Raw genomic sequence first — 22,223 nt, 5'->3', positions numbered from 1 at the left:
TTACTATGTCAATATATTCGCGAGTCAATGGGGGTGATACGGAAGCCTTAACCTTATCGCTCGCGATAGTCGGGAGCGCGCTTTTCGAGGAAGGCGGCGAGCGCTTCGCGGTGGTCATCGGTCGCCGAAAGGATGACCTGCTGGCGGTCCTCGATCGCCATCGCCGCGTCGAGACTCGGCGCATCGAGGTTGAGGTTCAGCGCCTGTTTCGAGAGGCGCAGGCCATAGGGCGACGTCGCCAGCATCTCGTCGGCGAGCGCGAGGCCGCGGCCGAGTAATGCCTCTTCTTCGACGACCTCGCTGACGAGGCCCGCGCGCAGCGCGCGCTCGGCATCGATGAAGCGGCCGGTCAGGATCATCTCGGACGCGAGGCTCGCGCCGACGAGGCGCGGGAGGAAATAGCTCGACGCCATGTCGCAGCCGCCAAGGCCGATGCGGATATAGGCGGCGTTCGCCTTGAACGAGGGCGAGGCATAGCGCACGTCCGATGCGAGCAACAGCGACAGGCCGCCGCCCGCCGCCGCGCCATGGCCGAGCGCGATGATCGGCTGCGGACAGGCGCGCATCTTGCGATAGATATTGCCGATGCGCGTCTGGGTGCGCAGCGTGCGGAGCACGGGCGTTTCGTCACTCGACCGGTCCTCCTGAATATCGAGCCCGGCGCAGAAGCCGCGCCCCGCGCCGCGCAGGATGACGACGCGCACGTCGGGGCGCTCCGCAAGCCCGCCGAAATAGGCGTTGAGCTCGTCGACCAGCGCCTCGTTCAGCGCATTGAGGCGTTCGGGGCGGTTGAGCGTCGCGATCTCGACCGCGCCGCGCGCCTCGATCAGCAGCTCGGTCACAATGTCTGCCCGTCGTCGACGGTGATCACGCTGCCGGTGATGCCCATCGCGGCGTCGGAGCAGAGGAGCAGCAGCGGCGCGTGGAGGTCGCTCGGCGGACGCATCCGCTGGCGCGGGAAGCTCTTGACCATCGCCGCGCCGACGTCGCCCTCGAACAATTCGGCGGTCATTTCGGATTCGAAATAGCCGGGCTGGATCACATTGACGCTGATCCCGCGCCGCGCCCATTCGCGCGCGAGCGCTTTCCCGAGGTGGCGCACCGCCGCCTTGGTCGCGCCATAGACCGAGGTCGCGGGAAAAACCTTTTCGGCGGTGATCGAGCCGATGAGGACGATGCGGCCATGCTGCTTTTCGCGGCTGCCCGCCTTATCGAGCCGCTTGGCGCCCTCGTTCGCGGTCAGGAAGACACCGCGGACATTGGCCGCGAGCAGGAAATCGACGTCGGCGACCGACAGGCTCATCGCCATCTTCTCGGTCGCGACGCCGGCGTTGGCGACAATCGTGTCGACGGTGCCGAATGCCGCCTCGGCGGCGTCATAGGCGGCGATCGTCGATGCCTCGTCGGTGACGTCCATGCTGACCGCGATCGCCTGCCCGCCCGCGGCTTCGATCGCGGCGACCTGCTCGGCCAGCTTGTCGGCGCGCCGCGCGGCGAGCACGACCTTCGCTCCCGCCGCCGCCAGCGCCTTCGCAAAGCCCGCACCGAGGCCCGATGACGCCCCGGTCACCAGCGCCACGCGTCCCGTCAGGTCGAATTTCGGTTGTTCCGCCATCACACTCCCTTTCCTTCGTTTGCTATGCATTGACCCTGATTGACGTTCGCGTCAACCGGACGCGCGGCCTCGCTGAAAAACCGCAAGAAACAGGTTGACGAACATATTTTGTTCTCCTAATGTTCTCATGTGCACACCAAACCTCATCCCCCGTCGCAGCTGCCGAGCGCGGCGGGCGGGGGATAAAGGTTCCTCCTTTCGCATTCCGCAGCCCGGCATGGCTTACCCCCGTCGCGAAGGCCGCCAAGCTTTTGAGCTTGCCCAATCTCCAGCATTGAACTCGGCGGCAAACGCCGTCACAAATGGCCTCGTCGGATTGGACGAAACAAGGGGCCTCCATATGTCAGCACCGTTCGGCGACGCCATGGACCGGACCTGAGCAATGCACCCCGTCGAAACCTTCGAACTCGTCCTCGGGCTGCTCGCGCTCGTCATCGGGCTGCACTGGCTGGCGCTGAAGCTGCGCTGGCCGCCCGCGACCGCGCTCCTTGTCGGCGGCGGCGCGCTCGCTTTCATCCCGGGGTTGCCGGCGATCTCGCTCGACCCCGAACTCGCGCTCGTGCTGTTCCTGCCGCCGCTGTTGATGGACGGCGCCTATTTCACCGCGCTCGGCCGGTTTCGCCGCCACCTTCCCGGCATCCTGTCGCTCGCCGTGGGCGCGGTAGTGTTCACGACGCTCGTCGTCGGCGTGGTCGTCCACATGATCTTGCCCGAACTGCCCTGGGCGGCGTGCTTCGCGCTTGGCGCGATCGTCTCGCCGCCCGACGCGGTGTCGGCGCGCGCGGTGCTGAAGGGCGTCCATTTGCCGCGCCGGCTCGAAGCCCTGCTCGAAGGCGAAAGCCTGCTCAACGACGCGACCGGCCTCATCCTCTTCCGCTTCGCGGTCGCCGCGACGCTCAGCGGGGTGTTCCACACCGGCGAGGCGATCCAGAGCTTTGCCTTCGTCGCGATCGGCGGGGTGATCGTCGGCGCGCTGGTCGCCGCGGGGTGGATTTTCCTCGCCAAGCGCCTCCACGACCGCATGCTCGTCATGCTCGTCACGATCCTGCTGTGCTGGGCCGCCTATATCGCCGGTGAAGCCGTGCATGTGTCAGGCGTCATCGCGACCGTCACCGCGGGCCTTGCGATGGGCTGGTATCAGCATGAGATATTGTCCGCCGACGTCCGCCTCCGCGCCAATTCGGGGTGGTTCATCATGGTGTTCGTCCTCGAAGCGCTCGTCTTCATCCTGATCGGCTTTTCGCTGCGCGGCGTGATCGAACGGATCGGCGGGATCGAGGCGATGCCGCTGTCGTGGACCATCGTGATCGCCGCGGTCGTGATCACCGTTACCATCGCGCGCTTCGTGTGGATTTTCGGGTCGGAGGCGCTTCTGGGTATCGCCCGCAAGGTCGGACTGGAACGCGCGCGGCCGCTGGGCTGGCGGCAGGCGACGGTGCTGAGCTGGGCCGGGATGCGCGGCGTCGTGACGCTGGCGGTGCCGCTGACCCTGCCCGTCGACATGCCCGGGCGCGACCTGATGCTGATTTGCGCGTTCGCGGTGATCTTTGTGACCGTCGTCGCGCAGGGGTCGAGCCTCGGGATGCTCATCCGCGCGGTCAAACCCGTCGACACCGATCCGCCCGCAAAAATGGCGCTGCCCGCTGCCGAAGCCGCGATGGCGCGCGCGCGGTTCGCGGTGATCGAGCGGCTCGCTTATGACGAGAATGGCACGCTGATCCATCCGATGATGCTCGAAGAACATCGCAAGCGGATGAATTTCATGGAGCGGTACGAGGCCGACGCCAGCACGGCGATGGACGGGCTACGCTCGCATTTCGACGTCCTGCTGCAGGCGATCGCCGCCGGGCGCGCCGAGCTGCTCCGTATCCATCGCGCCGGGCTGATCGAGGACGAGGTTCTTCACGAACTCGAACGCGACCTCGACGTCGAGGAACTGGCGATGACGCTGCAGTTCGGCGAACAGACCTAGAGTGCGTTCGGTTTTGATTGAATCAAAACCGGCACTCTAGATTCTAGTTTTACCGCGTTTTCTGAGTCGTCAGGTGATTCCACCTGACTTGAAAACGCTCTAGCGCGCGGTCGACTGCGAATAGGGCCGCGCGCCCGGCGCCTTGCCCCACGCGGTGTCGGGCTTTGCCTGCATCGTGAAGCGCAACGTGCCGCCGCTGCGGATTTCGGCGTCCGAAATCCAGCTGCGCGTCAGCGGCTTACCGTTGAGCTCGACCTTGCCGACGTAGCGGTTCGCATCGGAAAGCCCCGCCGTTTCGACGGTGAAGCGCTTGCCGCCGGGCAGGTTCAGCACCGCGCGGTCGACGAAGGGCCGCCCGATCACATATTGGTTTGACCCCGGCGCGACCGGATAGAAACCAAGACCGGTGAAGACGAGCCACGCCGACATCTGACCAAGGTCGTCGTTGCCCGACAGGCCGTCGGGGGTCGGCTTATACTGGCTGTCGACGATCTGCTTCAGCCGCTCCTGCGTCCGCCACGGCGCGCCGGCATAGGCATAGAGATAGGCGACGTGATGGCTCGGCTCGTTGCCGTGGATATATTGGCCGATCAGCCCGGCGATATCCTCGGCATGGCTATAGTCGAGCTTTGAATTGTCGTAATCGAACATCGCGTCGAGCTTCGCGATCGTCTTCGCATCGCCGCCGAGGATGCGGAAGAGCGCGGCCTGATCCTGCGGGACGAACCAGCTGTACTGCCAGGCATTGCCCTCGGTATAGTCCGAGCCATAGTTGATCGCGGTCGGATCGAAGGGGGTGCGGAAGCTGCCGTCGGCCTTGCGCGCGCGCAGCCAGCCGGTCTTGGCATCGAAACTGTTCCGCCAGTAACCCGCGCGTTTGTAGAAGCGGTCGGCAATCTCCTTCCGCCCCATCTTCTCGGCCATCCGCGCGATCGTCCAGTCGTCATAGGCATATTCGACTGTCTTCGACGCTGCCTCGGGCTCGCGGTCGATCGCGACATAGCCGAGCTTCATATAATCGCCGAGCCCGCCATAGGGGGCGTATTCGGCGCTCGCGACCATAGCATCGAGCGCTTCGTTCGCGTCGAAATCGCCCACGCCCTTCATATAGGCGTCGGCGATCACCGGGACGGCGTGATAGCCGATCATCGTCCAGGTTTCGCGCCCGTGGAACTGCCACACGGGCAGGATGCCGTGCGGGCTCACCTTGCGGCTCGCGACGAGCGATTTGACGATGTCGCTGTTGGTTTCGCCGGGCTGGACGAGCGTCAGCAGCGGGTGCTGCGCGCGGAACGTGTCCCAGAGCGAAAAGGTCGAGCGGAAGGTGAAATCCTTCGCGGCGTGGACCTGATCGTCGGGGCCGCGATAGCGCCCGTCGACGTCGCTCCACACGCTCGGCGCGAGCAGGCTGTGATAGAGCGCGGTGTAGAGATTGGTGCGCATCGGCGCGGGCGCCTCGATTTCGAGTGCGCCTAGGGCTTTGCGCCATTCGCCTTCGGTGCGGGCACGGATGGCATCGAAGCCCGTGCCTTCTGCATCGAGGTTGGCGATCGCGCCGGCCTCGTCGACACCCGACAATGCGACGCGGACTTCGAGCGGGCTTGTCAGCGCGCCGAAATCGAGCCGGGCTTCGAGCGCCTTGCCGAGCTTTTCGGCGAGCGCGTCGCTGCCGCGGCCCGGCGCCTGGAAGCCCTTGTACGCGACCTTCTCGTCGCGATCGATGAAGGCGTGGGCCTTGAGCGGCGCCGAGAAGCGCATCGCGAAGAAGAGCTTGCGCCCCGGCGCCCAGCCGCGCGTCTCGCGGAAGCCGGTGAGCGTGCCGTCGGGTCGGAGATGCAGCCCCGACCAGAGGATCTTGCCCGGATAGTCGTAGAGCGACGAGCGGAGGTCGAGCAGCAGGTGCGCCTGCTTGCCCGCGGGGAAGCTGTAGCGATGGACGCCGACGCGCGTGCCCGCGGTGAGTTCGGCGCGGATGCCGCTATCGGCGAGCGTGACGGCATAATAGCCGGGGCTCGCCTTTTCGGTCGCATGGTCGAACCGCTGGCGATAGCCCGAACCGGGCTGTTTCGGATCGCCCGGATCGAGTTTGACCTCGCCGGCCTGCGGCATGACGAGGATATCGCCGAGGTCCGAATGGCCCGCGCCCGAGAAGTGGGTGTGGCTGAACCCCTGAATCGTAGGGTCGTTGTAGCTGTAGCCCGCGGCGTGATCGTAGCAGTCGCGGATCTGGCACGTCGCGTCGGTGTCGGGCGACAGTTGCACCATGCCGAAGGGCGCGGTCGCGCCGGGGAAAGTATGGCCTTCGGGACCGGTGCCGATCATCGGGTCGACGAAGCCCAGCGGATCGGGCGCCGGCTGCTCGGCGAAGGACTGGATCGGCATAAGGGCGAGCAGCGCGGCAGCGGCGGACAGGCGTTTCATCGCGCCCTTGTGCCGCCGGGCGCGCGCGCTGTCCAACGGCGAAAGGACAGATATCGCTACGCCGCCGTCGCGGCTCATGCGGGCGCGCCCACCGCGTCCATCGCCAGTGCGATCGCACCGAGCGGTCCCGCCATCGTCCCGAGTTCGGGTGCGGTGACATAAGCACCGTCACCCGGAATCTGCATATAGCCCGAGAGGCTCGCTTCGAGCTTCGCGTTGATCCGGGGAAGCAATTGCGGCTGGCCGGCAAGCACGCCGCCGCCCATCGCGACCCGCATCGGGCCGGTCGTGCAGGCGAGCGAATGAACCATCGACGCAAGCGTGTGCACGATCGGTTCCCAGACCGGGTCGTCGGCCGCAACCTCCGCCATCGGCCGCCCGTTCAGCCGCGCATTCAATGCGGTGCCCGAGGCGAGCCCCTCGACGCAATCGTCGTGGAAGCGGCACACGCTCGGCGTCTCGTCGCCCTTCAGGCGCGGCACCAGGACATGGCCGATCTCGCTGTGGCTGAAGCCGCGCGTCGGCTTGCCATGGACGATCAACCCGACCCCGACGCCGGTGCCGACGGTGACATAAGCGAAATCCTCGAGACCGCGCCCGCTGCCCCAGCGAATTTCAGCGAGTGCGGCGCCGTTGACGTCGGTGTCGAACCCGATGGGAACGCCGAAGGCCGATTGCAGCGGCCCGAGCAGGTCGGCGCCCTCCCAATCGGGTTTGTTCGTCGCGCCGATCTGACCATAGCCGGCCTTGGCGGGGTCGAGCCTGATCGGACCAAAGGATGCGATGCCGAGACCGCAGAAACCATGCGACCCGGCCCACTCGTCGAGCACCGCCTTGATCGCGGGCAGCGTTTCCCACGGCACGGTCGTCGCGATCGTCCGCTGGTCGCGAATGTCGCCCGGCCCTGCGGCAAGCGTGACGATGCATTTGGTGCCGCCGAGCTCGACGCCGGCGAACAGGCGCGCTTCGCCGCGCTCTGTTACGGGACCATCCATCAGCGCCACCCCTTCGCTCGATCGCTGAGGTTTGTGAAGGGCACCGGGCCGCAGCGCAAGGCCGAACGTGTCGGGATTTGGAGAGATTTCACAACGCATTCCGTTCTTATCATTTTATTTTCGTTACCAAAAACTTGTCGCCAATTTGCTTCACGCGGGGGCAGAACCGAAGGAGGGCGGACGGTCGGCCTTCGCGGTGCCGAACGCTGACGGCTTGGCGCCCATTTCGAAGACGAGTTCGCCGCCGCCGATCAGGTCGGCGTGCGCGATCCAGTTCTTGCTCCACGGCTTGCCGTTCCAGGTGACCGATTGAACATAGGGCCGGTCGGCGCCATTGCCCTCGGCGCGGACGGTCAGCGTCTTGCCCGCCCCCACCGTCACCTCGGCGACGTCGAACAGCGGCGATCCGAAGACGTAGATCGCGCTCACCGGATCGACGGGGTAGAAGCCGAGCGCCGAGAGGATGAACCACGCGCTCATCTGGCCGCAGTCGTCGTTGCCGATCACGCCGTCGGGGTCGTTCTTGTACATTTCGACGAGCAAGCGCCGGATCATCGCCTGCGCCTTCGCGGGCGCGCCGCAATAGGCGTACATATAGGCGACATGGTGGTTCGGCTCATTGCCGTGCGCATATTGGCCGACCAATCCCGAAATGTCGGGCGGCGCATTGTCGGGCAAGGTCGAGGGCGCGTTGAACAGCGCGTCGAGCTGCTTTTCGAACGCCGCGTCGCCGCCGAAATGCTCGATCAGCCCATAGATGTCGTGCTGGTTGAGGAAGGTCGCCTGCCAGCCGTTCGCCTCGGTATAGTCGCGCCATTTCTTGACGTTATGGCCGATCTGGACGGGGTCATAATCCTTCCACCAGCTGCCGTCCTTGAAGCGCGGGCGCGCGAAGCGGGTTTCGGGGTCGATGACGCCGCGGTAATTTTGCGCGCGCTTGCGCAGCGCCGCCGCGTCGTCCTTAGCGCCGACCGCATCGGCGAGGTGCGCCATCGCCCAGTCGTCATAGGCATATTCCTGCGTCCGGCTGACCGATTCCCACACCTCGTCGCACGGGATGTAGCCGAGGTCGTAATAGAAGCCGCGGCCGAGCGTGCTGTCGATGTCCTTGTAATCGCGGTCGAAGGCGCGGCGGCGGATGTTCGGCCAGGCGGCGGCATAATCGGCCTTGATGCCCTTGGCGTGCGCCTCGGCGAGCACCGACACGCCGTGCCAGCCGATCATGCACGCGGTCTCGACCCCCTGCAGCGGCCAGACGAGCGGCCCTGCCGGGCTCTGCGCGGTCTGGCGGCAGATGTCGCGCACGAGCAGCGCGGCGCGCGCAGGATCGATCAAGGTCAGCAGCGGATGGAGCGCACGATAGGTGTCCCATAGCGAGTAAGTGCTGAACGCCTCCTCGCCTTTCGCCGCCTCATGCACCTGCCGGTCGAGCCCGACATAACGCCCGTCGCGATCGGTGAAGAGCGTCGGCGCGAGCTGCGCGTGATAGAGCGCGCTCGTCATGATCGTGCGCTGCGCCTCGGTGCCGCCCGACACGCGGATGCCGCCAAGCGCCTTCGCCCAGGTGCCGCGCGCGGCCTTGACCGCGCCGTCGAAGTCCCAGGCCGGAACCTCCTGCGCCAGCGCATCGCGCGCGCCCTGGACATCGACCGCCGAGAGGCCGGTCTTGATCAGGACCGGCGGGCCACCGGCATCGTCAAAGAAGAAGGCGACCTTCAGCTTGTTGCCCTTGATCGACGTCGCGCCGTCGGGGGCGGGCTTGCCGTCGTCGCCGAAGAACTGCACGCGATCGGGCCGCCGCGACATCTGCATTGCGAAATGGATGCGCCGGCCCTTGGCCCAGCGATTGACCTGCCGGCCGCCGGTCAGCATGCCGTCGTCGCCAAGGTCGAGCGACGCGTCCTCGACGACGATGCCCTTGTCCCAGTCATCCTCGATCGCGTGCGCGAAATCGATCAGGATATGCCCCGGCCCCTGGCCGAAACGATAGCGGTGCAGTCCGCAGCGTTCGGTGACGGTGAGTTCGGCGAGCACCCCGGTCTCGAGCTTCACGCGGTAATAGCCGGGCTCGGCATGTTCGTCCGAATAGCGCTGGCGGTAGCCCTCGCCCGGTTTCTCGATCGTGCCGGGTTCGAGCTTCAGTTCGCGCCGCGTCGGCACCACGAGGATGTCGAGCATGTCGCCGATGCCCGTGCCCGACAGATGCGTGTGGCTGAACCCCATGATCGAGCCATCTTTCTGATGATAGCCCGAGCAGGCGTCCCAACCATGCGTGTTCGTATCGGGGCTGAGCTGCGCCATCCCGAACGGCAGCGACGCGCCGGGAAAGGTGTGGCCGTGCCCGCCGGTGCCGATGAAGAGGTTCGGCTTGCCAATCGCGAGCGCTTCGCCCGCGGCGCGCGAACAGCCGGCAGGGATCGCGCCGCCGAGCGCGAGCAGGCCCGTGGTGGCGAGAAGCTGGCGGCGGCTCGTGGTAATCATTCTATCCCTCATCACAGCGGCCGCGCCAGCAGCGCCGGGCGCTTGTCGGCGACCTCGACGATCAGCTGGCCGAACAGCGCGTTCGCCCACGCGAACCAGCTCCGCGTGAAGTTCTTCGGATCGTCCTTGTGGAAGCTTTCGTGCATGAAGCCGGTGCCGCCGTGCGTCGTCTTGAGCCAGCGCAGGCATTGCAGGATCGTCGCATCGTCGTCGGCGTTCATCGCGCGGGTGATGATCGACATCGGCCAGATCATGTCGAGGCCGATATGCGGGCCGCCGATCCCTTCGGCCGCCGTGCCCTTGAAGAAATAGGGGTTGCGGTCGGACCAGGCGAGCGCCGCGGTGCGAAGGAAGATCGGGTCGTTCTTGTCGACGACGTCTATCAGCGGCAGCCCCGACAGGCTCGGCACATTGGCGTCGTCCATGAAGACATAGTTGCCGAAGCCGTCGATCTCATAGGCCCAGACCTGACCGCCCTTGCCGTCGTCGATCAGCGCGTGCGCCTTCAGCGCGGCGTCGACCTCGGCAGCGAGCGCTTCGGCTTCGGTCGCTGCGGCATTGTCGCCGCGCGCCTCGCGGTGAACGGCCGCGATCTTGCGCAGCACCGACACCGCGAACAGGTTCGACGGGATCAGGAAAGGATAGAGGCACGCATCGTCCGACGGGCGGAACATCGAGTGGATCAGCCCGACCTTCTTCGTCGGTGCGCCATAACCGCTCAGCATCAGGCTGTCGGTGGGCTGGAGCGCGGGGCGCTGGAAGCTGTACGGGCCGGGGCCGTCCTTGCGCTGCTGTTCGCGGAAGGTCGCGACCGCGAGCTTCATCGCGCGCGACCATGTGTCGTCGAACGGCGCCTTGTCCTTCGTGCGCGTCCAATATTCGTGGGACAGCCGCATCGCGTAGCAGAGCGAGTCGATTTCCCATTTCCGCTCGGCGACCCCCGGCTTCATCTCGGTCTTGTCGGTCTGCGACCATTCGAGCTTCGAAGGCGCGGTCGGATCCTTGTCGAACGCATTGGCATAAGGATCGATCAGGATGCAGCGCGCCTGCCGCTGGATCAGCCCCTGGAACAGGCGCTTGAGCTTCGCGTCCTTGGCGACGAGGTGGATATAGGGCTGCACCTGCGCCGAGCTGTCGCGCAGCCACATCGCCTCGATATCGCCGGTGATGACGAAGGTGTCGGGGCGGCCGTCGAGCGTGCCCGTCTGCACCGTCGTGTCGAGCGTGTTCGGGTAGCAATTCTCGAACAGCCAGGCGAGTTCGGGGTCGGCGATCTTCGCCTTCACGCGCGAAATCTCGGCCTCGATCGCGGGGCTGGTGAAGGCGCGCTGGGCGGGTGCGGGGCGCTTGCTGGCGAACGCGCCGGCGGCGCGTGCGGCGGCGGGCATCGCGGCGGCCAGCGCGAGCGCGCCGGCACCGGCCATGATCTCGCGGCGGTTGGGGGTCATGCTCATCTCCGAAATCATTTGGAAGCCGCGCTGATCGAGAAGGGCGCATCGGCGGGGGCGGTGCCCCATTGCTTGTTGGGTTTGGCGCCCATCACGAAGTCGACCGTGCCGCCCTGCGACAAAGCGCTATGGGTGAAATAGGTCTTGCTCTGCGGCTTCCCGCCGAGCGCGACCGACTGGAGATAGACGTTCGCATTGCTGTTGTTCGCGGCGTTGATCGTCAGCGTCTTGCCGTTGGGCATCGTCAGCACCGCCTTCTGGAACAGCGGGCTGCCGATCGCATATTCGCCCGTTGCCGAGGCGACCGGATAGAAGCCCAAAGCCGAGAAGACATACCAGGCCGAGGTCTGGCCGTTATCCTCGTCGCCCGGATAACCATCGGGCGCCGACGAATAGAGCTTCGCCATGATGTCGCGCACATGATGCTGCGTCTTCCACGGCGCACCCGCCCAATTGTAGAGATAGGGCATGTGCTGGATCGGCTGGTTGCCATGGGCATATTGGCCCATGTCGACGATCTGCATCTCGCGGATCTCGTGGATCACCTGACCATAATAGCTTTCGTCGAAGATCGGCGCGGTGGTGAAGATCGCGTCGAGCCGCTCGACGAATTTCTGCCGCCCGCCCATCAGGTTCATCAACCCCTGGACATCCTGCATCACCGCCCAGCTGTAATGGAGAGCGTTACCCTCGGTGAAGGCGTCGCCCCATTTGTAGGGGTTGAACGGCGTCGACCACGACCCGTCCTGGTTGCGGCCGCGGATCCAGCCGCTCTGTTTGTCATAGAGCTTGCGGTAATTGAGCGCGCGCTCGGTATATTTCTTCGCATCGGCTTCCTTGCCGAGCAAAGTTGCGAGCTGCGCGATCGAGAAGTCCGCAGTCGCATATTCGAGCGTCCGCGCGGCATTTTCGTTGATGCCGACGTCGTAAGGGACATAGCCGAGCCGGTTGTAATATTCGGCGCCCTCGCGCCCGACCGCGGCGATGACCTTGCCCGCCTTGTCCTTGGGCCGGCCCTCGCTCGTCGTCGCATTCTTGATCATCGCTTCGTAGAGCGTCTCGACGTCGAAACCGCGCACGCCGTTGAAATAGGCGTCGGCGATCAGGTTCGCCGAGTTCGACCCGATCATCACGTTGCGATAGCCGGGACTCGCCCATTCGGGCAGCCAGCCGCCTTCCTTATAGGTGTTGACCAGCCCCTGCATGATCTGGCTGTCGAGGTCGGGGTACATCAACGCGAAGAAGGGGAAGACCGCGCGCCACGTGTCCCAGAAACCATTGTCGGTGAACATGTAGCCGTCGTGCACCTTGCCGTCGTACGGGCTGTAGTGGACGATCTTTCCGTTCGCGTCCTTTTCATAGAAGACGCGCGGGAATTGCAGCATCCGGTAGAGCGACGAATAGAAGGTACGGACCTTTTCCGGGTCGGGATCGGTCACGCGGATGCGCGACAGTTCCTTCTCCCACGCTGCCTTCGCCTTCGCCTGCGTCGCATCGAAGCTGTCGCTGCCGATTTCGCTGCGCAGGTTCAGCAACGCCTGTTCGGGGCTGATGAACGACGAGGCGACGCGGACATGGACTTTGTCGCCCTTCTTCGTCTTGAAGCTCAGCACCGCGCCGACATGATCACCCTCGCGCGCGAGTTCGTTCGTCGGCGCGTTGTCGCCGGCCCAGGTGCGCGCGAGCGTGAAGTCGCGGTCGAATTCGGCGACGAAATAATTGTGGAAATTGTCGGGCACGCCGCCGTTGTTGTTGCGGACATAGCCGGTGATGCGGCGGTTCTTGACGTCGACCTTGACCATCGAGCCGCCCGCGAGACCGTCGAGCAGGATGTGCGCTTCGTCGCTTTCGGGGAAGGTGAAGCGGAACTGCGCGGCCCGCTCGGTCGGCGCGACCTCGGCGGTCACGTCATAGTCGGCGAGATAGACTTTGTACGAATAGGGGCGCGCGACCTCGGCCTTGTGGCTGAACCAGCTGCCGCGTTCCTGCTGCTTGACCTTCACCGGGCCGGTTTCCGCCATCAGCGCGAAAGCGGCATAATCGTTCATCCACGGGCTCGGCTGGTGCGTCTGCTTGATGCCGCTGATCTTCTCGCCATCATAGGTATAGCCCCAGCCGCTGCCGGGCTCGCCGGTCACCGGGGTCCAGCTGTTCATGCCGAACGGCACCGCGACCGCGGGATAGGTGTTGCCGTACGACAGGCGATAGCTCGAATCGGTGCCCATCAGCGGATTGACATAATCGACGAGCGCGGTCTGGTTCGCGCTCGATTGCGCGAGCGCCACCGGCGTCCCGACGCTGGTGAGCACGAGCGCGCTTGCGGCGGCGCTCAGCATCGTCTTGCGGATCGTCTTCACTTCGTCTCTCCCCTGTTCGCCGTTCGTGCCGGCAGCGGGCGCGCTGCGACGCCCTTATTTGTCATTATCACCGGAGCGATCGTGCCGTCGGCGTTGAAGATCATGCGGTCGATCGCGAGTTGGCGGCGCTCACCGCTCTTCTGATCGAGCGGACGGCGATGATAGACGATATACCAGTCGTCGGTGCCCGGCACATTGACCACCGAATGATGGCCCGCGCCGCGCGCGATCTTGAAATCCTGGCTCAGAATCTTGCCCATCGGCTTGAACGGCCCGGTCGGCGACGGTCCCATCGCATAGGCGACCGAATAGTCGGGGCCGGTCCAGCCGCCCTCCGACCACATCAGATAATAGACGCCTTTGCGCTTCACCATGAACGAGCCCTCGACATAGCCGGGGGGCGTGATTTCCTTGTAGGTCGTGCCGTCGGCAAAGGGCTCGATCGAGGTCAGATCGTCGCCGAGGCGCACGACGTTGCAATGCTTCCAGCCGCCATAATAGAGATAATGCTGCCCATCATCGTCGCGAAAGACGAACTGGTCGATCGGCTGCGCGCCATTGTGGAAAGCGTCGATCAGCGGCTTGCCGATCGCATCCTTGAACGGCCCCTCGGGGCGGTCGCTGACCGCGACGCCGATACCGCCGCGCTGGTCGTCCGACTGGATGTCGTTCGCACCGAAGAACAGATAATATTTGCCGTCCTTCTCGATCGCCGAGGGCGCCCACACGGCATAGGCGGCCCAGGCGACATTCTCGACGTCGAGGGCATGGCTGTGCTTCGTCCAGTGGACGAGGTCGGGCGACGAAAAGACGTTGAAGAAAGTCTGGTAATGATAGGACGGGCGAACCGTCTTCTGCTCGCGCAGCTTCTTCTGCTGCTCATTGAAATGCGGTGAAAGATCGGGCGTCTCGCCATGGTCCGAATAGGTCGGATAGATCCAGTAACGGTCGCCGAAAACACGAATTTCGGGATCGGCGTACCAGCCGGGAACGATCGGATTCTCTGCCGCGGCCGCGCCGCCTGTCAGCAGCACCGCACCGAAAACCAGCGATTTCAACCAGACACGCACCCTGCATCGCTCCCCGTTTCGCTCATCACCATAGTCATACCCGCTCGCCCCGAAAGAGGTGGGTGGCTCCTTGCGGAGCCACCCAAGGGGGAGAGCTGGGGTATGGGCCCCATCAGAACTTGTACGAAACGCCAACGTAAGCGCGGCGGCCGAAATAGTTGCTGCGAACGAAGCGGTCCTTGGTGTCGTTACCAAGGTGCTGGCGCTCTTCCGATTTGGTCAGGTTGATGACCGAAGCGGTGAGCATCAGCCCGTCCATCAGCTCGTACGAGGCGTTGATGTCGACCTGTTCATAGGGGTCGGTGTAGACGTTGAGGCCCGACTGGAGCCCGCCGACGACTTCGCCGCGGCGGTTGTATGAGGCGCGGACGAGGAACTTGTCGGTTTCGTAGAAGACCGACGCGTTGACCTGCGTCTTCGCGCTGCCGACCAGCGCCGACTTGCCGACGGTTTCGCCATCAAGCGTGATGTCGGCGACCGAGGTGTCGTTATAGGTGAAGTTCACCTGCGCACCGAGGCCGAAGTCCAACGTGTGCTGGGCATAGACTTCAACGCCTTGCGACACCGCGTTCGAACCGTTGGCGACCGTCGAATAGGGCTGGATCAGCACCTGCTCGCCGTTCACTTCGCGCGTCACGTCGAGCACGAGCGGCACGACGAAGTCCGAGACTTCCTTGCGGAACACACCGGCGCCGAGCACCGAACCGCGCTTGAAATACCATTCGACGCCCAGGTCGTATTGCCATGCCGAGAAGGGCTGGAGATCGGCGTTGCCGCCGCTGCCCGACCAGCCCTCGAACTCGCCGAACTGGCCGCGGTCGAAGGCGTAAGCCGCCGAACGATAGGTGAGCGAACGCTGCGAGCCGAGGTCGTTGAACGAAGGGCGCGCGATCACCTTGGCGACGGCGCCGCGAACGACGATGTCGGGGGTGACTTCATAGACGACGTTCAGGCTGGGGAGCCAGTCGGTGTAGCTCTTCGACTGATCGATCTGCGTGTTGACGATCACTTCGCGCTCGGCAAGCGGCCGCACCTGGCAATTGCCGTCGGGAGCGAGCGGCACATTCGGATCGAACGGTCCGCCCGGGCCGTCGACGCAATAATCGTTGAGGAATTGCAGGCGATCCGAGGTCAGGCCCGACTGCTTCGTGTGCGCGACGCGGACACCGATGTTGCCGCGCAGCGGACCGGCCTCGAAATCGGCCTGCACATAACCGGCGAACACCTTCTCCTTCAGGTCATAGGTGTTGTTCGGCTCGGGCACGCGCACCGACGGACCATAGGTCGTGTTGATGTAGTCGAGATAATTGCTGAAGTTGATGCCCGGGAACGAGCTTGCATCGAACCCGCCGGCGATGTTGCCGATCGGATTGTCATAGAAATATTCGGGCCGCGCGACCGCGCCCTCGGGCGTGTCCTGATAGCGCCGCTTGGTCGCCGGATCGGCGTACCATTCGTTGCGGCCGGTTTCGCGGTGGATGCTCATCTCGCGCCACTTGCCGCCGACACGGAACGCGCTCAAAAAGCTGTCGAAACGGCGGACGAGATCGAGCTGCGCATAACGCTGCGAGATCGCGCTGTTGGTGAAGCCCGAGCCCGTCGAGCCGACGTCAATCTGCGCAATGCCGTTCTTGATATTTTCCTGCAGCTCGGGCGAGAATTCCATGTTGAGATTGCCGCCGGTGAAATCCCACGCGCTCAGGAAATTGCCGTTCTGCTCCTGCCCGGGGATCGTCAGGCGCGGCTTCACAGCGACGCCGAAGCGCATCGACGGACCGCCGGTCGCCTTCGTCTTGCCGAATTTCAGCACCGCGTCGAAATTGTCCTGATTCCAGGCGACCTCGGTCTCGAACGTGTTCGAAACCTGCTTTTCGCGGCTGTAAGAACCCGCAATCTGCGGCGTTTCCATCGTGCAGGGTGTCGGCCGGGTAAGGCAGCCGGTTCCCGCGGCGGGCACCTGGAAATTCGCCGACTGGAAGATCGTGCCACTCTCGTCAAAGGTCGGCGCGGTGAAGAAATTGCCATAACCCCATTCGGGGATCTTCAGCACATTGCTCTGCCAGTTGCTCTTGTAATCGAAGCGGAAATAATTGGCGGTGACGGTCAGGTTTTCGATCGGGCGCATCTGCGCGGTCGCCTGGATGCCGAGACGCTTGCGCTGCTGCGAAAAGACTTCGGCGTTGACCGACTGCGGCGCCCAATAGCCCGAATAATGCTTGCCGTCCTGCCCCGTCACGCCCGTGCCCGGCCAATAGGAAATCGCGTCGTCATTCTCGAACGGATTGCCGTTGACGTCGGTCGCGGGGGTGATGATGTCGCCGTTCGGGGCGCGGTCGCTCCACCAGCGCCAGGTTTCGGTCGAACCGCGCAGCTCGCGGTTCGAACGTTCCTGATAGGTCGCACCGATCAGGAAACCGAGCCGCTCTTCGGGGTCTTTCCATGAAATCTGGCCGGCAATCTGTGGATCGAATTTCTTGGTCGTGTCCGAATAGGTGCCCTCGGCCGAGACGAAGCCCGACCAGGCCGGCAGGTCGAACGGACGGCGGGTGTTGAGGATCACGGTGCCGCCGACGCCGCCTTCCTCAAGCCGCGCCTCGGCCGACTTGTACACTTCGGTGCTGGCGATGAAATTCGACGGCAGCAGGACATAGTTGAACGAGCGCGACGGATCGCCGCTGTCAGCGCCGGCGATGAAATTGCCGTTGAGCAGCGTGAGCGTCAGGTCCGACTGGAGACCACGAATGCTGACGCGGCTGCCCTCGCCGCCGTCGCGGGTGATGATCACGCCGGGGACGCGCTGCAGCGCGTCGGCGACGTTCTTGTCGGGGAATTTGCCGATGTCTTCGGCGGTGATGACTTCGATCAGCGAGTTGGCTTCGCGCTTCTGTTCGAGGCTCTGCTCGATCGACTTGCGATAACCGGTGACGACGATCGCATCGCCCGGTGCCGCCTCTGCCGCTTCATCCGCCGGCGGCTGCGGCGCCGGTGCGGGCGCGGCCTGCGCATAAGCCTGTCCGGCGCCGCACAGCGCCGCGAGCGTGCCCGCGCCCAGCATCAGTTCGCGGACCAGCGCCGCGCGCCGCGCCGCTTTCGCTGAATGGATTTGTCCTGCCTTCATCACATCGACCTCCCTGTTCGAGGGGCTGCTCGCCCCCACTCGTTATTCGGCGCTTTCGGAGTCGCCGAGCAGCGGATCATCGGACCCGTTGAGCCTCTATCAGAATATAAAAAACAATTTGTCAAAATAAATTTTTCGAGCCGGTGGCGGGACGCGATGAATCGTTACGGACTCGTCATGAAGACACAATTTTTCGCAGTTTTGCGTGGATATGGACTCGCGGCCGCAGACCACCGCGCCCGCCGTCCCGACTCCGGGGACGGCAGGTGCCATCATGCTTTCGCCCGCTCCGGGTCAGTCCGGAGTCGGAGTCTTCCAAAGCGGCGCGGCGATCTCCGCCAACGCCTCCGGCGATGCCTTCGGCACCGCGCGGTCATAGGTCAGCAACCCGTTGATCTCGTCCTCGACGTCGGTCGTCTGGGTGTAGACCGACGCGCTGAGGCCATTCTCCTTCGCCTGCCGGATCACGCCTTCCATCTTGCGGCGGAAGCGGACGAGATATTCCTTCTCGTCCTGCGCGACCTGATAGCTCCAATTGCCTTTGCCCGGTTTCCAGATATGCCCCGGCACGGGGAAACCGACGCCGCCATATTCGCCGAGCACGATCGCGCGGTCGGCCTGCAGCGGCGGCGTCTTCGGCACATCCTCATAGGTGTGGATGTCGAGCATGTCGGAATCCTTCGGCGCGACGTCGAGCCAGCCCGAATTGGCGTCGACCAGCCGCGTCGGATCGATCCCCTTCACGAAGCGCGTGAGGGTCGCCGAATCATATTGGCCCCACCCCTCATTGTTCACGACCCACGTCACGATCGAGGGGAAGGCGCGCAGTTCGCCGATCATTTCGGACAATTGCTTCTGCTGCTCGGCGAGCGTCTCCGACGGGAAGATCGCCTGATACTGGCTGGTGCCGGCAAGATATTGATCCTCGCCGCCGCCCGAGGGCATGTCCTGCCAGATCAGCATGCCGAGCCGGTCGGCGTCGTGATAGTAACGCGCGGGTTCGACCTTGATATGCTTGCGCAGCATGTTGAACCCCGCCTTCTTCAGGAAGACGATGTCGCTCTTCATCGCCTCTTCCGACGGCGGCGTATAAAGCCCGTCGGGCCACCAGCCCTGATCGAGCGTGCCGTGCTGGAACAAAGGTTTGTTGTTGAGCAGGATCGCGGGCTGCCCCGTGACGTGGCCGGGGCCGATCGACACTTTGCGCATCGCGAAATAGGCGGCAACGCTGTCGCGCGGTGCGCCCTGAACCTTTGCCTTCGCATAAACGCGGCTCTCATGGTCGGTGAAGCGCGAGTCATACGCCTTGCGGTCGCGCTCGGCCTCGCCCGCATAGGGGTCGGCGATCGTCACCAGCTCGGCCTTGAGGTCATAAAGATGCGGATCGTCGGGCGACCAGAGATGCGCGTTCGGGATCGCGAGCGTCGCCTGCCGGTTCGCGCGAATGATCGTCGAGGCGATGACCTTGCCCTTCGCGCTCGCGGTCAGCCGCACCGCGTCATTGTCGTTCGCCCAGCCGGAGAGCGCCACGGCGACGTCGACGGTGCCGCGGTCGATGTCGGGGGTCGCGCGCACCTCGGCGATGTGGAGCTTGGGCACCGGCTCGATCCACACCGTCTGCCAGATGCCGCTGACCGCGGTATACCAGATGCCCGCGGGGTCGAGGATCTGCTTGCCGCGCGGCTGCGTGCCCGCGCTCGTCGGGTCGGTGACCTCGACGACCAGTTCGTTCGCGCCGGGCTTCAGATAGGGGGTGATGTCGAAGCCGAAGGCGTCGAACCCGCCCTTGTGCGACCCGACGACCGATCCGTTGACGCGCACAGTCGCTTCATAATCGACCGCGCCGAAATTGAGCATGACATTCTGGCCGCGCCAGTCGGCGGGGACGGTGAAGCTGCGGCGATACCAGACGCGGTCGTCGGGCGTGACCTTGCGCGCAACGCGCGAGAGTTTCGATTCCACCGGGAACGGCACGAGGATCTGGCCGTCCATCGCCGCCGGCCGCTCGGCCGCCTTGGGCGCGATCGCATAGTCCCACAGGCCGTTGAGATTGACCCAGCGATCACGCACCATCTGCGGGCGCGGATAGAGGCGCCAGGCGTTTTCGGGCGTCACCTCCTTGCCCCAGCGCGTCATCAGCTCGCTGGTGTAGACCGCGTCACCCGCAGGCGGCGATGCGGCGGTCTGGGCTTGCGCCGCGACCGGCGCGAGAGCGAGAAGGGATGCGGTGATCAAAAGGCTGCGCATGGGATTTGTCCTGTTGAAGGGGGGAGCCCAGGACCCTTAGGGGGATGGGGCGGGTCCTGGGCTCGCGCCCCCGCGGAGGGCGCGGGGGCGAGGGGCTGGGTCAGTGTTTTCGCGACATCGACGGCGGTGCGGCGCCGGGCGCGGCGCCCCACGCCTTGTTCGGCTTGGCGCCCATCGTGAAAACGAAGGTCGCGCCGTCCTTCACATCGTCGTGGCGGAACCACGGCTTGTTCCACGGCTTGCCGTTCAGCGTCGCCGACTGGATATAGACGTTGGTGGCCGAATTGTTGCGCGCGACGATCCGCAGCGTCTTGCCATTGCCCATATCGAGGCTGGCGTCGTCGAACACCGGGCTGCCGATGATATAATCCTGGCTCGACGGATCGACCGGGTAAAAGCCGAGCGCCGAGAGCGCGTACCACGACGAGGTCGCGCCCTGATCGTCCATCCCCGGATAGCCGTAACCCGCGGCATCGCTGGCATAGGTCTTGTCGAGGATCTGGCGCACCAGCGCCTGCGTCTTCCACGGCTGGCCGCTCCAGTTGTAATAATAGGGCGCCTGCTGATCGGGCTGGTTACCGTGCACATATTGGCCGATCACGCCGGTGCAGTCGCGGCAGATGCCCGTCGGATTGTAAGGCTTGGTGAAAAACTCGTCGAGTTTGGCATTGAACGCGTCGCGCCCGCCGAGGAGGCCGATCAGCCCCTCTACGTCGTGCGGGACGAGCCACAAGGTCGACCAGCCCGATGCCTCCTTCATCATGAAATTATAATAGGGTTCGGCGGGATCGAAGGGCGCGATCCACTTGCCGTCGGCGGTGCGCCCGCGGATGAAGCCGATCGATTTGTCGAACACATTGGCATAGTTGCCCGCGCGCTTCAGGAACATCTTGTGGTCGGCGTCCTTGCCGAGCTTTTTCGCGTAGAGCGCGAGCGCATAATCGTCCCACGCATATTCGAGCGTCTTGTCCGCACCCGCCTTGCCGCCGGCGTAGGGCGGGCTGGGATTATGATCGGGCACGATGTCCGAAATCCACCCCTGCTCCATATATTCTGCGAGATAGCCGCGCGGCCCCTTCGGGTCGGTCGCGTTCTTGCGCAGATATTCATAAGCGGCTTCATAATCGAATTCGATGCCGCGCTCCCACGCGCCGAGGAACAGGAACACCGCATTGTCGCCGTGGAACGAGGTGTTCATATAGCCCTTCTCGCGCGCCATCGCGAGTTCGGACGCCATGATATTCTTGACCGCCTCGGGCTCCATCAGTTCGAGCAGGACGATCTGGTTGCGCCCCGTGTCCCAGAAGGGCACCGGCCCGTAACGGTCGTGCGTCGCGGTCTGGACCTTGCCGTTGGTGTCGGCGAATTTCTCGCCCGTCTGCGCGATCAGGCGCGGCGAGGCGAAGGACTGGAACAGCGTCGAGTAGAAGAGCCCCCGCTGCTTGTCGGTGCCGCCCGTCACGCGGACGCGACCCAGAAGCTGCGCCCAGGTATCGCGCGCCGCCGCATGGACGCCATCGAAATCCCAGCCCGGCACTTCGGCGGCGAGCCGCTGCGCGGCCTGCTCATAGCTGGTGCCGTGCGCCATCTTCACCAGCACCTGCTCGCCGGCTTTCGTCTTGAAGGTCACATAGCTGCCCGCATAGCTGCCCGTCATTTCGCGCCCGCCGGGCTTGACGTCGCTGGTGCCGATGCCCCAGCCCGCATTGTCGCCCGGCGCCTTGCGGAAGGTGCCGAGCGCGGCGAAGGCCTTCGAGAATTCGGCGACGAAATAGCCGCCGTCGGCGCTGTCCTTGTCGTTCGATATGCCGCGTATGATGCGGTCGCCGACGACCTCGACCGAACCGCCGTGGCGCGGCAGGTTGACGATGATGTTCGACCGCTCGCTCGCGGGGAAAGTGAAGCGCATGACGCTCGCCCAGCGCGTCGCGGTCAGTTCGGCCTGCGTGCGAAAGCTGTCGAGATAGACCGAATAATAGCCCGGCGACGCCTTTTCGCGCGACTTGTCATAATAGGACTGGCTGTAGGCGGGCGGCGGCGACCAGTCGCCGACGACGGGCATGATGAACGGCTCGGCGCCGCCGCCATAGGTCGAGCCGCCGCCGCCGGTGAAGCCGATCATCGTCGGGTTGGTGTAATAATAGGGAACGGGGACGCCGTTCGGATAGAGAAGCTCGATATTATTGTTCACCGGCGCCGCCTCGACCGAGCCGTGCGGCAGCCGCGCGCCCGGCGACGTCTGCCCCGAATAGACGGGCTCGCCCGGCGGCGGCGCATTGCCGATCACCGCGGGATCGTCGAGCGGCGCGGTGCCGACGAGCGGGTTGGCGAGATCGACCGGCGACTGACCGGCTTTTGGCTGCGCCGCCACGGGCGATAAGGCGAGCATGAGCGGCAATATCGCCGCCGACGACGCCAGCATGGCGCCAAATTTCCACCCGCGGTTCACATTCCTGTCGATATCCATTGCGACCCTCTTCCCTGAATATTTTCGTTGAT

General features: G+C 64.8%; 12 protein-coding genes. 1 reads left to right on the top strand and 11 read right to left on the bottom strand.

Annotated elements, in window-relative coordinates; genetic code table 11:
* Window positions 1–53: 53 nt before the first annotated feature.
* The gene (locus tag ACTJI5_RS20965; RefSeq protein WP_440861681.1) at window positions 54–845 is read right to left on the bottom strand and encodes an enoyl-CoA hydratase/isomerase family protein; all 792 of its coding nucleotides are present in this window, start codon (window positions 843–845) and stop codon (window positions 54–56) included.
* Window positions 839–1,615: an SDR family NAD(P)-dependent oxidoreductase gene (locus tag ACTJI5_RS20960; protein WP_440861666.1), complete on the bottom strand. Its 777-nt coding sequence runs from the start codon at window positions 1,613–1,615 to the stop codon at window positions 839–841. The genes ACTJI5_RS20965 and ACTJI5_RS20960 overlap by 7 nt, the downstream gene beginning before the upstream one ends.
* A gap of 382 nt (window positions 1,616–1,997) precedes the next feature.
* Between ACTJI5_RS20960 and ACTJI5_RS20955 the strand changes: the two genes are divergently transcribed.
* The gene (locus tag ACTJI5_RS20955; protein WP_440861665.1) at window positions 1,998–3,587 is read left to right on the top strand and encodes a Na+/H+ antiporter; all 1,590 of its coding nucleotides are present in this window, start codon (window positions 1,998–2,000) and stop codon (window positions 3,585–3,587) included.
* Between the two features lie 99 nt (window positions 3,588–3,686).
* On the opposite strand, the gene ACTJI5_RS20950 is transcribed toward ACTJI5_RS20955, so the two are convergent.
* The 9 genes from ACTJI5_RS20950 to ACTJI5_RS20910 form a co-directional block, all read right to left on the bottom strand.
* Window positions 3,687–6,008 carry a GH92 family glycosyl hydrolase gene (locus ACTJI5_RS20950; protein WP_440861664.1) on the bottom strand — a complete coding sequence of 774 codons (2,322 nt, stop codon included), beginning with the start codon at window positions 6,006–6,008 and terminating at the stop codon, window positions 3,687–3,689.
* A gap of 74 nt (window positions 6,009–6,082) precedes the next feature.
* Window positions 6,083–7,003 carry an ROK family protein gene (locus ACTJI5_RS20945; protein WP_440861663.1) on the bottom strand — a complete coding sequence of 307 codons (921 nt, stop codon included), beginning with the start codon at window positions 7,001–7,003 and terminating at the stop codon, window positions 6,083–6,085.
* A gap of 150 nt (window positions 7,004–7,153) precedes the next feature.
* The gene (locus tag ACTJI5_RS20940) at window positions 7,154–9,484 is read right to left on the bottom strand and encodes a GH92 family glycosyl hydrolase (RefSeq protein WP_440861662.1); all 2,331 of its coding nucleotides are present in this window, start codon (window positions 9,482–9,484) and stop codon (window positions 7,154–7,156) included.
* An 11-nt stretch (window positions 9,485–9,495) separates the two neighbouring features.
* Window positions 9,496–10,932 carry a glycoside hydrolase family 125 protein gene (locus tag ACTJI5_RS20935; RefSeq protein ID WP_440861680.1) on the bottom strand — a complete coding sequence of 479 codons (1,437 nt, stop codon included), beginning with the start codon at window positions 10,930–10,932 and terminating at the stop codon, window positions 9,496–9,498.
* A gap of 14 nt (window positions 10,933–10,946) precedes the next feature.
* A complete protein-coding gene (locus tag ACTJI5_RS20930; RefSeq protein ID WP_440861679.1) occupies window positions 10,947–13,268 on the bottom strand; it encodes a GH92 family glycosyl hydrolase in 2,322 nt (773 codons plus the stop codon).
* Between the two features lie 17 nt (window positions 13,269–13,285).
* Window positions 13,286–14,359: a glycoside hydrolase family 43 protein gene (locus tag ACTJI5_RS20925; protein WP_440861661.1), complete on the bottom strand. Its 1,074-nt coding sequence runs from the start codon at window positions 14,357–14,359 to the stop codon at window positions 13,286–13,288.
* A gap of 112 nt (window positions 14,360–14,471) precedes the next feature.
* Window positions 14,472–17,477: a TonB-dependent receptor gene (locus tag ACTJI5_RS20920; protein ID WP_440861660.1), complete on the bottom strand. Its 3,006-nt coding sequence runs from the start codon at window positions 17,475–17,477 to the stop codon at window positions 14,472–14,474.
* A gap of 294 nt (window positions 17,478–17,771) precedes the next feature.
* On the bottom strand, window positions 17,772–19,724 hold the full coding sequence (locus tag ACTJI5_RS20915) for a glycoside hydrolase family 2 protein (protein WP_440861659.1): 1,953 nt from the start codon (window positions 19,722–19,724) through the stop codon (window positions 17,772–17,774).
* Between the two features lie 100 nt (window positions 19,725–19,824).
* Window positions 19,825–22,191 carry a GH92 family glycosyl hydrolase gene (locus ACTJI5_RS20910; RefSeq protein ID WP_440861658.1) on the bottom strand — a complete coding sequence of 789 codons (2,367 nt, stop codon included), beginning with the start codon at window positions 22,189–22,191 and terminating at the stop codon, window positions 19,825–19,827.
* Window positions 22,192–22,223: the final 32 nt, after the last annotated feature.

The organism is Sphingopyxis sp. 22461 (assembly GCF_052044915.1).
Taxonomy (GTDB): Bacteria; Pseudomonadota; Alphaproteobacteria; order Sphingomonadales; family Sphingomonadaceae; genus Sphingopyxis.
Note: the sequence above shows the minus strand (reverse complement) of the source record. Positions and strands in the feature narration are given on the sequence as shown.

Excerpts from the sequence above, each read along its gene's own strand:
- ACTJI5_RS20960 (WP_440861666.1), bottom strand. The coding sequence starts at position 1,615 with ATGGCGGAACAACCGAAATTCGACCTGACGGGACGCGTGGCGCTGGTG.
- ACTJI5_RS20955 (WP_440861665.1), top strand. The coding sequence starts at position 1,998 with ATGCACCCCGTCGAAACCTTCGAACTCGTCCTCGGGCTGCTCGCGCTC.
- ACTJI5_RS20950 (WP_440861664.1), bottom strand. The coding sequence starts at position 6,008 with ATGAAACGCCTGTCCGCCGCTGCCGCGCTGCTCGCCCTTATGCCGATC.
- ACTJI5_RS20945 (WP_440861663.1), bottom strand. The coding sequence starts at position 7,003 with ATGGATGGTCCCGTAACAGAGCGCGGCGAAGCGCGCCTGTTCGCCGGC.
- ACTJI5_RS20940 (WP_440861662.1), bottom strand. The coding sequence starts at position 9,484 with ATGATTACCACGAGCCGCCGCCAGCTTCTCGCCACCACGGGCCTGCTC.
- ACTJI5_RS20935 (WP_440861680.1), bottom strand. The coding sequence starts at position 10,932 with ATGACCCCCAACCGCCGCGAGATCATGGCCGGTGCCGGCGCGCTCGCG.
- ACTJI5_RS20930 (WP_440861679.1), bottom strand. The coding sequence starts at position 13,268 with ATGCTGAGCGCCGCCGCAAGCGCGCTCGTGCTCACCAGCGTCGGGACG.
- ACTJI5_RS20920 (WP_440861660.1), bottom strand. The coding sequence starts at position 17,477 with ATGAAGGCAGGACAAATCCATTCAGCGAAAGCGGCGCGGCGCGCGGCG.
- ACTJI5_RS20915 (WP_440861659.1), bottom strand. The coding sequence starts at position 19,724 with ATGCGCAGCCTTTTGATCACCGCATCCCTTCTCGCTCTCGCGCCGGTC.
- ACTJI5_RS20910 (WP_440861658.1), bottom strand. The coding sequence starts at position 22,191 with ATGGATATCGACAGGAATGTGAACCGCGGGTGGAAATTTGGCGCCATG.